Here is a 12,364-nt window from a genome sequence, read left to right as displayed (position 1 = left end):
ACGAACAAGCTGACGAAGAGATTCGCCGCTTATCGCGAGCCGGTATACCGATGGTAGTTGGGGGTTTCCCGTGAGAGTAGGACGTTGCCAGGTAAGATGAGAGAAAGATCAGTAGAGATACTGGTCTTTTTTGTGTGGTTTTGGTAGTAGTTGTACCGGAAGGTACATAAAAACAGTGTTCGAAGGTTGAGTTATAGAAAGGAAGACAAAAAAGTCCTACAAGTCCTTAGGCTTGGGAGAAGCAAGAAGGTCGAGGAAGCGCAGAGAGAGAAGACCGGAATGTGCGGGCTTGGCACATGAGGATCTGAACGAACAAGCTGACGAAGAGATTCGCCGCTTATCGCGAGCCGGTATACCGATGGTAGTAGAGAGATACTTGCATTTAAAGTTGTCGCAAAATTGATAAAGAGGCAATTCGAAAATAAAATGATCAGATTCGAAAATAAAATGATCAAATTCGAAAATAAACACTAAAATTTCGAAAATAAAAGTCAAACCCGAAAATAAAAGGTGAAATATCTAAAATAAAACATAAAATACCGAAAATAGACCATCTAAATAGGTGTAGTTTCAATAGTAAAGCGGACTATAGCTGCAAATCTAGTCAAGTTCTAGAATCATTTACGGAAAAAGAGTGAGACAATTTAGTGGCAATTCTTTTATCTGACAAGAAATCGAAAATACACGAGCCAATTTCGAAAATAATCCATAAATAAAAGCTGAATCTTCACTTTTATTCCTCAACTCTTCAAATTTTTTTAACTAAGACATACACAATCATTTTTTATGTTCATACGGTACTAATATCCATACCAAAATGAGAGTATACAAACCTAGAAAACTGGTAAAACTTAATTGTATGGAGGTGGAGTGAATGTATTCAAATCGTAAGGGTTTAGATCAACTAACTGGGGAAACTTGTATTATTTGTGATAAAAAGAAGGCAACAGGGATTCATTTATATACGAGTTTTATATGTGTGGAATGTGAAAATGATATAAAAAATACGGATACAGCAGATGAGAAGTATCAGTTTTATTTAAACAAATTAAGAAGGGTGAAGAATCCGCCACTCTATTCTTAGTTTTAGAGAAATGCCTGAATAGATTAAGTTCAGAGTTTGAAAACATTTTGAATATAGAATGAATATTGTCTTAAAGAGCTGACTTGCAAGTTGGCTCTTTTTATTTTAGGAACTCTTTCAGTATACAGCTTCAGATAATGGCCCTGTTAACAAATTCCAACCTGTATATATTTCTATTTATTGAATGGATGAAATATATCAAGCTATGTGTATACTGTTTATCAATAGTCTTGCTATAATTGTGATATAAGTAAGCCCAGTCATGTAGTTGTTTATTTTTGGGCTGATTGATTAAAGGACGTGGAGGTTTTAATGGAAACACCTCTTTTTACAGCTCTAATGGAATTTAAGAGACGAGATACTATATCTTTTCATGTTCCTGGGCATAAAAATGGAACGGTATTGAGTGAGGTTGCAATTCCTCTTTATAAGGAGATGTTGTCAGTAGATGTAACCGAGTTAACTGGTTTAGATGATCTACATGATCCATCCGGTGTTATTGAGCAAGCCCAACAGTTGACTGCCGAGCTATATGGGGTGAGGAGCTCATACTTCTTGGTTAATGGTTCGACAGTTGGAAATCTAGCTATGGTCTTGGCCTGTTGTGGGAACGATGATGTTGTTCTTGTTCAACGAAACTCGCACAAGTCAATTATGCATGCACTTCAATTAGCAGGGGCGCACCCGGTTTTTTTACATCCGAAAATAGATCAGGAGTTAATGGTTCCTAGCTATGTAGAGTTTGAAACGATTAAACAGGCGATAGAGGACTATCCAAATGCAAAAGCGTTAATTATAACGAATCCTAATTATTATGGTTTATCGGTTGATTTATCAACTGTTATTGAGCAAGCTCATCAAGCAAGAATACCTGTGCTTATAGATGAAGCACATGGTGCACATTTCATTGCTGGGGAACAGTTTCCTGTGTCAGCAGTTCATATAGGTGCTGATATCATTGTACATTCTGCACATAAAACACTGCCTGCTATGACAATGGGATCATTTTTACATTTTAATAGTGAAATAATCGACCAAAGTAAGGTTGAATACTATTTATCTATCTTGCAAAGTAGTAGTCCATCATATCCTATTATGGCTTCTCTTGATTTAGCAAGAGGTTATTTAGAGGAAATTGTTGTTCATAATAGTAGTGGTCAAATTTTAGAAGCTGTTGAAGCAACAATAAAGGAGATTGAAGAAATAGAAGGTATAGAGCTAATATACTCCAATGATGAATTTGTCCGGAGAGATCCTCTTAAGCTGACATTAAGAGCGACTGATGGTAGGTCAGGCTATGAGCTCCAATCTTGGTTGGAGGAACGAAATGTATTTGTTGAGCTTGCTGATCCTATTAATGTTTTGTTAGTTCTTCCCCTTCATAAAGAGAATGAAGGATTAGCTCATTTAAAAACAGGAGCTCATCAAAATGCTAATAAATTTATTCAGAAGCTACATTATGTAAAATCAGAAGATGAGAAAAAAATACATCAGTTAGAGCATGCCTATACATTTTTTCAAACCTGCAAGAAGAGGGTCGTACCTTTAGATGAAGCTATAGGCGCTTTTTCTTACGATTTCATCGTGCCTTATCCACCGGGCATACCGTTTCTTGTAAAAGGTGAGAAAATAACTGGAGAAGCAATTGAACAACTTAAGGATATGATTAGGTTGGGAGTAAATATTCAAGGTGACAATCAATTGAAAAAAGGTAAGATAACAATTTTGGAGAAATAGGTGAGTAGTGTTGAAAGGTAAATTTATTACATTTGAAGGACCTGAGGGTGCTGGCAAAACAACTGTGTTAGAGCATCTAATGAGAGATAAAGAAATGCTAAACATGGCACCGATGTTTACGAGGGAGCCTGGGGGTATTATCATTTCTGAGAAAATTAGGAGTGTAATACTAGATAAGGAACATACAGAGATGGACTCAAGAACGGAAGCACTCTTGTATGCAGCTGCGAGAAGGCAGCATTTAGTGGAGAAGGTGATGCCCTCTATACGAGAAGGGAAACATGTATTTTGCGATCGATTCATTGATAGCTCTTTAGCTTATCAAGGATATGCAAGAGGGTTAGGGATAGATGAGGTTTTATCAATTAACCAATTTGCCATTGATGAGATGATGCCTGATCTAACAATTTACTTTGAAATAGATCCTGAAATAGGATTAAAGAGAATTGCAGCAAGCGATGAAAGAGAAAAGAATCGTCTTGATTTAGAGGATTTAACGTTCCATAAAAGGGTACAAGAAGGGTATGAAATTGTTCTACAACGTTTTTCAAATCGAATAGCAGTTGTTCAAGCAGATCGGGCAATTGATGAAGTGGTTAATGATGTAAAAGGAATTTTAAAGAAGTATCTTTCGAACTAATTATTCATACCATTAAATTACCATAAAAGTTGCAATGATACAGTGACATGAACATGTTACAATATAAGGAGGCTATATTATGAAATTAGTGATTGTTGTTGTACAGGATCAGGATAGTAATAAATTATTGAATGCACTTACAGATCATAATTTTCGTGTGACGAAGCTGTCTAGTTCTGGTGGATTTTTAAAATCTGGGAATACAACCTTTATGATAGGTACAGAAGATATAAGAGTTGATAAAGCATTACAAATTATAAAAGATAATTGTAAGTCAAGAGATCAATTAGTTGCACCTGTCTCACCTATGGGTGGGAATGCAGACTCTTTTATTCCTTATCCGGTTGAAGTTGAAGTTGGTGGGGCAACAGTGTTTGTCTTGCCGGTAGAACAGTTTCATCAATTTTAATAAAAGACGGTTTTCGCATAAAATGTTGCCTGTATTGAAAAATTCCAAGTGTCGGATTTTTCCCCTGGGTCAAGGTTTTTCTCTCTATCTAGGGAGATGAGTTCTTTTCTTTCTTGCTTCCTAGGTGAAACGTGTGATGATGACTATATGGCTAAAAAAGTATGCTTAAGAAAAGAGCTCAATTAAATCATGGGGGTAGCGTCATGAAGGTAGGACAAGATATACGCTCAACTTTAGAGAAGCGTGGTATCGATCAGAAGGTTGCGCAACCAACGTCTAAGGGATTTCAAGGTATATTAACGAAGCAAGGCGATAAGTTACAAATGGATCAATTAAATAAGCTACTTATTGATATAGAAGATGCAGGACGTCGACTTTCTAAGTCAAGAAATTTTAGTGAACTATCAAAATACAAACTTCTTGTAAAAAAGTTCATCCATGAAGCAGTCGAATATGGGATGGATATGAAGCAATCTCGAAGTTGGGACTATAACGGGAATAGCAGGTCCCTAAAAATTATCGAGCAGGTTGACAAATCATTGATAGAATTAACGGATGAAATTGTTCATAAGGAAAGCTCAACAATTGATATTCTTTCTAAAATCGGTGAGGTAAAGGGCTTACTCATTAACTTATATACGTAAAGAGTGATAGAAATGATAAAGAGTTGGGAAGATGTTCGTGTTTATCAACCTCGGATTACGAAACTACTAACGAATAGTATAGAGAAAAAGAGGTTAGCCCACGCTTATTTATTTGAGGGAAAAAAAGGTACAGGTAAAAAAGATGTAGGCTTTCTTCTGGCAAAAAGCTTCTTTTGTGATAATCTTCAACAAGTTTCTCCATGTGGAGAGTGCCGGAACTGTAAACGGATCGATTCAGGTAATCATCCAGATGTACATGTAGTTGAGCCTGATGGGCTTTCCATAAAGAAATCTCAAATTCAATCCTTACAAGAAGAATTCGCAAAAACAGGTGTAGAATCAAATAAGAAGCTCTACATCCTTGTTCATGCAGATAAGATGACGACAAACGCAGCAAACAGTTTGTTAAAATTCTTAGAAGAGCCACACTCGAACACCATTGCAATCCTCATAACAGAACAGTATCATAGAATGCTGAATACGATTTTATCACGCTGTCAATTAGTATCTTTTCAACCGTTACAGCCTAAAGCAATTGAAGCAGCAGTGATGAATCAAGATATTTCTAAGCATATTGCGTCCCTTGTAGCTCAGGTAACAAATGATACAGAAGCTGCATTTGGACTAGCAAGAGATGATTGGTTTGCACAAGCTAGAATGAAAGTGATAAAATTATATGAAGTGCTAATCAATCGAAAGGGACAGGCACCGATTTATATACACTCAGAGTGGATGAGCCACTTTCAAGATAAAGAAAAGCAGGAAACAGGGTTAGACTTGCTCTTATATCTTTATAAGGATCTTCTTACAATTCAGCTAGGAAATGAACAGCAAGTAATTTACTCTGACATGATGCAGCAACTAAAACAGCATGCCCTTCAAATGACTCAACGAAGTGTCACAGATAAAATGACTTCTATTTTAGAAGCAAAAAGAAGGCTTCATGCCAATGTGAATCCACAATTATTGATGGAGCAATTGGTGTTAACATTGCAGGAGGGATAGCATTGTATGATGTTGTAGGCGTTCGCTTTAAGAAAGCGGGCAAAATATATTATTTCGACCCTAATGGTTTTCAAATAGATGACGATGAGTTTGTCATCGTCGAAACAATCCGCGGAATTGAATTCGGGAAAGTCGTGTTAAACAATAAAAAAGTAGAGGAAAACGACGTTGTTCTTCCTTTGAAAAAAGTAATACGAATTGCTGATGAAAAAGATCGACTTATGGTTAAGGAGAATCAAGATGCTGCAACAGAAGCGTATCTTGTTTGTCAAAAGAAAGTGACAGAGCATGGACTAGATATGAAGCTAGTAGATGTTGAATATACCTTTGATCGTAACAAAGTTATTTTCTATTTTACGGCAGACGGGCGTGTAGATTTTAGAGAGCTAGTAAAAGATTTGGCAGCTATTTTCAAAACACGAATAGAGCTTCGACAAATTGGAGTTCGTGATGAAGCTAAGATGTTAGGTGGGATAGGTCCTTGTGGACGTATGCTCTGCTGTTCAACTTTTCTAGGTGATTTTGAGCCAGTTTCAATTAAAATGGCAAAGGATCAAAATCTTTCACTAAACCCTACTAAAATTTCAGGCTTATGTGGTAGACTTATGTGTTGTTTGAAATATGAAAATGACGAGTATGAATCTGCGAAGGAAAAGCTACCTGATTTAGGGGAAATGATTGCTACACCTAATGGCTTAGGTAAGGTAGTTGGCTTAAATATCTTAGAACAAGTTATTCAAATAAATCTAGTTGAACAAGAACGCGTGGTAGAGTACACTTGGGATGAATTGCAGAAAGAAGACGTAGTTCCAATGCAATCCACAGATTAATGAGGTGGAACAAGTGGATAAAAAAGAAATATTTGAATCGGTCAGTAGCATGGAAGAACAAATAGGATCTTTGTATACTCAGTTGGGTGAGTTAAAGCAACATCTAGGAGAGCTTATTGAAGAGAATCATCATTTACAGATCGAAAATGATAACTTACGCCGACGACTTGATTCAACGATTACAAGTAAAAATCAATCGTCAAAAACAAAGAAAACAAAAACGAAAGAAAAAAAGCAAAATATTCAAAAGCAGGTTGACATAGGTGAAGGGTATGACAACTTAGCTAGACTGTATCAAGAAGGTTTCCATATTTGCAACTTGCATTACGGAAGTATTCGTAAGGATGGAGATTGCTTATTTTGCTTATCTTTCTTAAATAAGAAATAAGAAGACTGACTCATGCTGTTAATCCCTCTTCTGAATAATTTGAGGGATTATACATTTTTCATGTGTCAGTTTTTTTTAGATGAAGATGGAAAGAGTACCACTACATAAAAAATAGCTGTAGATTTTAAGCTCTTTGATAAAAGCTCAAGAGCCAGCTTTCTCACTTAGAGATACTTTATTATAGGAATAGTATCTTCTCGCAGTTAGGGGGACGCCTTGCGCTTTGGTTTCTTATCGGAAATCTTGATGTGAGATACATATTATATAGCAACAAAAGGTAAGAAAAGAGTCTGATCAACTCATATAGACTCCCATGGATAAATGGGAATCAACATAGATAAAAACGGTTAAACAACTTGAAGGAGTAATGAGAGATGGTCCAATTATACGGTGATGAACGATTAGACTACTTATTGGCTGAAGACTTAAGGATTATTCAGAGCCCAACGGTCTTTTCTTTTTCACTTGATGCTGTTCTACTTTCAAGATTTGCTTATATGCCTATCAGAAAAGGGAAGGTTATAGATTTATGTACCGGTAATGGAATCGTACCTTTGATCCTGAGCACAAGGACACATGTGAAGATTACAGGTGTTGAGATTCAGGAAAGACTATATGATATGGCTAAAAGAAGTGTGCAATATAATCATTTAGAAGAACAAATTGAGCTTATACATGGGGATTTGAAGGATATGCCCAAAAGATTTGGAAATGACAAATTTGATGTGGTAACGTGCAATCCACCTTATTTTACAACACCAGTAAAGGATAAACAGAATGTAAATGAGCATTTTGCGATAGCGAGACATGAGATCCTATGTTCATTAGAAGAGGTGATTTTAGCTTGTAGTGAATTAGTGAAACATGGAGGGAAAGTATCGCTCGTTCATCGACCAGGTCGATTCGTTGATATAGTCACATTAATGAGGAAGTATGGAATTGAACCAAAGCGGGTGCAATTTGTTCATCCTAAACTAGGGAAGGAAGCGAATACTCTTTTAATAGAAGGAATTAAGGGAGGAAAAGCTGATTTGAAAATGCTGTCACCTATTTATGTCTATAATGAAGAAAATGAATATAGCCCGGAGATTAGAACGATTTTGTATGGAGACAGGGACAGTGGATAAGATACAGTTAAATGAAAATGGTCACTTCTTTTATGTAGTGGAATGTAGCGATGGGAGTTATTATGCAGGCTATACGGTGAATGTACATAGCAGAATTCAAAAGCATAATGAAGGAAAAGGAGCAAAGTATACGCGTGGTAGAACACCTGTATCACTTGTGTATGTTGAAAAGCTTCCTACTAAAGGTGATGCATTGCGTAAAGAAATTGAGTTTAAACGATTTTCTAGAGCTAAAAAAGAACAATATATTAAGAGAGGTGAAGGCATGTGTTAACACAACAAAAAAGTTTTATAGGATCTAGTGAAGAGATAGGCTGTTTATATTTAGTACCAACTCCAATTGGTAATTTGGAGGATATGACGTTCCGTGCAATCAATATATTAAAGGAAGTAGATATGATTGCAGCAGAAGATACAAGACAATCAAAGAAATTATGTAATCATTTTGAGATTGATACCCCTATTTTTAGCTATCACGAGCATAACAAAGGTTCTAGCGGGAATCGAGTTGTGGAATATATTCAGCAAAAGAAAAAAATTGCCTTAATTAGTGATGCTGGTATGCCAACCATTTCTGATCCAGGTAGTGAATTAGTAAAGCAAGTGCTTAAAGTTGGGGGCCATGTAATTCCATTACCTGGAGCAAACGCAGCCCTAACAGCATTAATCGCTTCTGGAATTACACCTCAACCTTTTTATTTTTTCGGATTTCTTGATCGTCAAAAGAAGGATAAAAAAGAGCAGTTAGAAGCATTATCCAAAAGAAATGAAACGATTATCTTGTATGAATCACCACATAGACTTAAGGAAACATTAAAGGCTATTCTTGAAGTAGTGGGTAATCGGGAAATTTGTTTATCTAGAGAATTAACAAAGAAATTTGAGGAATTCATTCGTGGATCGGTCTCTGAAGCGTTAGAGTGGTCAGAACAAAATGAAATAAGAGGAGAATTTTGTCTTATTCTTGAAGGAAGCCATGAAAACGGTGTGGAAGATGAAGAAAAGTGGTGGGGTTCCTTCAATTTAAATGAGCATGTGAATCATTATATTGAGAAAGGGGTCTCCTCTAAGGAAGCCGTAAAACAAGTTGCAAAGGAAAGAAATATCCCAAAGCGAGACGTGTATCAAGCTTATCATATAAATTAAATGTTCTCATGCAATGTTGTCATTATCTTTACTTTGTATTCAAAGTAAAAAAGGGATCAAGTTGATCCCTTTTTTTTATTTCTTATTTTTCTACTAATTGGTTTTTAATTTCAGCAAGAATTTGCTCAGCGCCTTCGCGGCTTAATACTAACTTACCGTTTGCTAAAGCAAGGTTGTCATCAGATACTTCACCAGTTACTTGGCAAGTCATGTTAGGCTTGTATTTCTTTAAGATGATTTTGTCATCATCAACATAAATTTCTAAAGCGTCCTTTTCAGCAATACCTAATGTGCGGCGTAATTCGATTGGAATAACCACGCGTCCTAATTCATCAACTTTACGTACAATACCTGTAGATTTCATAATAAATATCTCCTCTCGATTTTAACATATCTATATTTTGGATAACTTCGTCAATATTCGACAAAAACTGATTTGCTTTTTAAGCAAATCAGTGTTTCCATTTTACGTCAATCATTTTTAATCAATTTCCATGTAAAAAATTAGTGAAGATTAAAAAACCGTACTATCATGGGGTTTTTCCTACTACATACCCACAAAATTAGGAAATGAAACCTTAATGTGGAACTTTATATATGTAAATTATATACTTCTTTTCTAAAATAAAGAATGATGAATTCGACACTCACAAAAGATTATTCGACAAAATCCGCTAATATATTTGTCGAATGAATGTCGAATTAGAGAAATTAAAAAACTTATGTATATATTCTTGATATTGAAGGCTAAGATGATATAGTAAGAACAAGGGTATTTATCCACTTTTTTCTGGTTTTTTTAAAATTTATATGGCTACTAAATGCTCGCTCTCGTCCTCTAGGCGAGAGCGTTTTTTAATCGAACAGGATAGAAGGATGACTTACATCATAAATGGTCATATCTAGCCAAGTTCATACACGCTTTATTCTAGACGTTCTAAGCTTTTGTTCCTCAGTTAAAAAAGTGATATTCTTGTAAGAGAAAGCCAAATAATCTGTATGTTGGCGATTTTCGTATAAATCCTTTTAGAAAAATCCGAATTGAAATTTTCTGACGTGGATAAGGTTTTTCTCTCTAAATTAAGAGAGTAGCTCTTTTCTTCTTTTGCTTACAAGTGAAGTTACTTAGAATAATTAACTAATTCGATAGCAATAAAGTTTGTGAAAACGCCTTAAGAAAGAGCCATAGTATAGTATTACATAGATCATTTACTAAAAATAAAGAGTACATTAGTCTGTTGGAGGTTCATAATGGAAACTAATCAAAAAACATTTTATATTACTACACCAATCTATTACCCAAGTGGAAAACTGCATATTGGACATGCTTATACTACTGTTGCAGGAGATGCAATGGCTCGCTATAAACGCATGAGGGGCTATGATGTGATGTACTTAACTGGTACTGATGAGCATGGTCAGAAAATTCAACGTAAAGCGGAAGAAACAAATGTTACACCACAACAATATGTTGATGGAATTGTTGATGGAATTAAAGAGCTTTGGAGCAAAATGGATATATCATATGACGATTTTATCCGTACCACAGAGACTCGCCACAAAGAAGTAGTAGAGAAAATCTTCTCCCAGCTTGTTGAACAAGGTGATATTTATTTAGATGAATATGAAGGCTGGTATTCTGTGCCTGATGAAACATACTACACAGAACTTCAGCTTGTTGATCCGATTAAAGAGGATGGTAAAATTGTTGGTGGTAAAAGCCCAGATAGTGGTCATCCAGTTGAACTAGTTAAAGAAGAATCATATTTCTTTAAAATGGGAAAATACGCAGATCGATTGCTTGCGTTTTATGAGGAGAACCCTGAATTCATTCAACCTGAATCTCGTAAAAATGAAATGATTAACAACTTTATAAAGCCGGGACTTGAAGATTTGGCTGTATCAAGAACAACCTTTGACTGGGGTGTGAAGGTTCCTGGAGATCCAAAGCACGTGATCTATGTATGGATTGATGCATTATCAAATTATATTACAGCGCTTGGATATGGAACAAATGAGGATGAGAAATATAAAAAGTATTGGCCAGCAAATGTACATATTGTAGGAAAGGAGATTGTCCGTTTCCACACAATCTATTGGCCAATCATGTTAATGGCATTAGATTTACCACTTCCGAAGAAGGTTTTTGCACACGGTTGGTTATTAATGAAGGATGGAAAAATGTCTAAGTCAAAAGGAAACGTTGTGGATCCTGTTACATTAATTGATAAGTATGGTTTAGATGCCCTTCGTTATTATCTTCTTAGAGAGGTTCCTTTTGGTTCAGATGGTGTATTTACTCCAGAAGGCTTTATTGATCGTGTTAACTATGATTTAGCTAATGATTTAGGTAATTTGTTAAATAGAACGGTTGCAATGATTGATAAGTATTTTGATGGTGCAGTGCCAAGTTATCAGGGGCAGCAAACAGAATTGGATGAAACTCTTGAATTATTTGCTAAAGATACCATTGCAAAATATGAGGAAGCGATGGAAAATATGGAGTTCTCGATAGCATTAGCTTCGTTATGGCAATTCATTAGTCGAACAAATAAATATATTGATGAAACACAGCCGTGGGTACTGGCAAAGGACGAAGAAAAGCGAGATCAACTAGCTTCAGTTATGGTTCATTTAGCAGAATCATTGAGAATTACAGGTGTGCTGTTAAAGCCATTCTTAACTCAAACACCAGTGAAAATTTTTGAACAGCTTGGTGTAGAAGATGAAAATCTAAAAAACTGGGATAGTATCATTTCGTTTGGTAAGATTACAGCTTCAAAGGTAAATAAACAAGCACCAATCTTCCCACGTTTAGAAGTAAAAGAAGAGGTTGAATATATTAAAGAGCAAATGAAAGGTTCTGAACCTACGCAAAAAGAAGAAAAGAAACAGGAGCAACAAGCCCCTGAAATCACTGAAGAAATTACACTTGATGATTTTATGAAAGTTGATTTAAGGGTTGCCGAAGTTATTCATGCAGAGCCTGTTAAAAAAGCTGATCGCTTATTAAAGCTTCAATTAGATTTAGGCTATGAAAAGAGGCAGGTTGTTTCAGGTATTGCTAAGCATTATAAGCCAGAGGATCTTATTGGTAAGAAGGTTATTTGTATCGTGAATTTGAAGCCAGTTAAATTACGTGGAGAATTATCACAAGGAATGATTTTGGCAGGCTCCAATGATGATGTCTTATCTGTGGCAACAGTAGATCCTAGCTTACCTAATGGTTCAAAAGTGAAATAATATGTTCATAAGGAGTGCTTTTAGTAGTCTGTTTTTTGACTAGTGAGGCACTCTCATTTTTTAAATGAATACTAAGAATGTATTTTACTTTCCTATGTACAGAAGTATTAC

13 protein-coding genes are annotated in these 12,364 nt (G+C 35.7%); 12 read left to right on the top strand and 1 reads right to left on the bottom strand.

The features are described 5' to 3' along the window. Window positions 1–874 precede the first annotated feature (874 nt). The 11 genes from A9C19_RS20145 to rsmI all read left to right on the top strand — a co-directional run bounded on the left by A9C19_RS20145 (window position 875) and on the right by rsmI (window position 9,010). Complete coding sequence (locus tag A9C19_RS20145; RefSeq protein WP_072581543.1) at window positions 875–1,084, top strand: sigma factor G inhibitor Gin; 210 nt, start codon at window positions 875–877, stop codon at window positions 1,082–1,084. A gap of 312 nt (window positions 1,085–1,396) precedes the next feature. Beyond that, window positions 1,397–2,821 carry an aminotransferase class I/II-fold pyridoxal phosphate-dependent enzyme gene (locus A9C19_RS20140; protein ID WP_072581542.1) on the top strand — a complete coding sequence of 475 codons (1,425 nt, stop codon included), beginning with the start codon at window positions 1,397–1,399 and terminating at the stop codon, window positions 2,819–2,821. A gap of 10 nt (window positions 2,822–2,831) precedes the next feature. Then, window positions 2,832–3,461, top strand: a complete 630-nt coding sequence (gene tmk, locus A9C19_RS20135) for a dTMP kinase (protein ID WP_199445800.1) — start codon at window positions 2,832–2,834, stop codon at window positions 3,459–3,461. A 79-nt stretch (window positions 3,462–3,540) separates the two neighbouring features. Further along, a complete protein-coding gene (locus A9C19_RS20130; RefSeq protein ID WP_072581540.1) occupies window positions 3,541–3,870 on the top strand; it encodes a cyclic-di-AMP receptor in 330 nt (109 codons plus the stop codon). Between the two features lie 203 nt (window positions 3,871–4,073). Then, a complete protein-coding gene (locus A9C19_RS20125) occupies window positions 4,074–4,514 on the top strand; it encodes a YaaR family protein (RefSeq protein WP_072581539.1) in 441 nt (146 codons plus the stop codon). Between the two features lie 12 nt (window positions 4,515–4,526). Beyond that, window positions 4,527–5,519, top strand: a complete 993-nt coding sequence (gene holB, locus A9C19_RS20120; RefSeq protein ID WP_072581538.1) for a DNA polymerase III subunit delta' — start codon at window positions 4,527–4,529, stop codon at window positions 5,517–5,519. Between the two features lie 2 nt (window positions 5,520–5,521). Next, the gene (locus A9C19_RS20115; protein ID WP_072581537.1) at window positions 5,522–6,349 is read left to right on the top strand and encodes a PSP1 domain-containing protein; all 828 of its coding nucleotides are present in this window, start codon (window positions 5,522–5,524) and stop codon (window positions 6,347–6,349) included. A gap of 13 nt (window positions 6,350–6,362) precedes the next feature. Further along, a complete protein-coding gene (gene yabA / locus A9C19_RS20110; protein WP_072581536.1) occupies window positions 6,363–6,737 on the top strand; it encodes a DNA replication initiation control protein YabA in 375 nt (124 codons plus the stop codon). A 374-nt stretch (window positions 6,738–7,111) separates the two neighbouring features. Next, window positions 7,112–7,864: a tRNA1(Val) (adenine(37)-N6)-methyltransferase gene (locus A9C19_RS20105; RefSeq protein WP_072581535.1), complete on the top strand. Its 753-nt coding sequence runs from the start codon at window positions 7,112–7,114 to the stop codon at window positions 7,862–7,864. After that, the gene (locus tag A9C19_RS20100; protein ID WP_072581534.1) at window positions 7,842–8,138 is read left to right on the top strand and encodes a GIY-YIG nuclease family protein; all 297 of its coding nucleotides are present in this window, start codon (window positions 7,842–7,844) and stop codon (window positions 8,136–8,138) included. Before A9C19_RS20105 ends, A9C19_RS20100 begins: the two co-directional genes overlap by 23 nt. Then, window positions 8,132–9,010, top strand: coding sequence for a 16S rRNA (cytidine(1402)-2'-O)-methyltransferase (gene rsmI / locus A9C19_RS20095; RefSeq protein WP_072581533.1), 879 nt, complete (start codon window positions 8,132–8,134; stop codon window positions 9,008–9,010). The genes A9C19_RS20100 and rsmI overlap by 7 nt, the downstream gene beginning before the upstream one ends. Before the next feature lie 82 nt (window positions 9,011–9,092). Here rsmI and A9C19_RS20090 read toward each other — a convergent pair whose 3' ends face one another. After that, on the bottom strand, window positions 9,093–9,374 hold the full coding sequence (locus A9C19_RS20090; RefSeq protein WP_072581532.1) for a transition state genes transcriptional regulator AbrB: 282 nt from the start codon (window positions 9,372–9,374) through the stop codon (window positions 9,093–9,095). Between the two features lie 887 nt (window positions 9,375–10,261). On the opposite strand from A9C19_RS20090, the gene metG reads away from it, so the two are divergent. After that, complete coding sequence (gene metG / locus A9C19_RS20085; protein WP_072581531.1) at window positions 10,262–12,253, top strand: methionine--tRNA ligase; 1,992 nt, start codon at window positions 10,262–10,264, stop codon at window positions 12,251–12,253. Window positions 12,254–12,364: the final 111 nt, after the last annotated feature.

The sequence above is a fragment of the Bacillus weihaiensis genome, assembly GCF_001889165.1.
GTDB classification, from domain to species: domain Bacteria; phylum Bacillota; class Bacilli; order Bacillales; family Bacillaceae; genus Metabacillus; species Metabacillus weihaiensis.
Note: the sequence above shows the minus strand (reverse complement) of the source record. Positions and strands in the feature narration are given on the sequence as shown.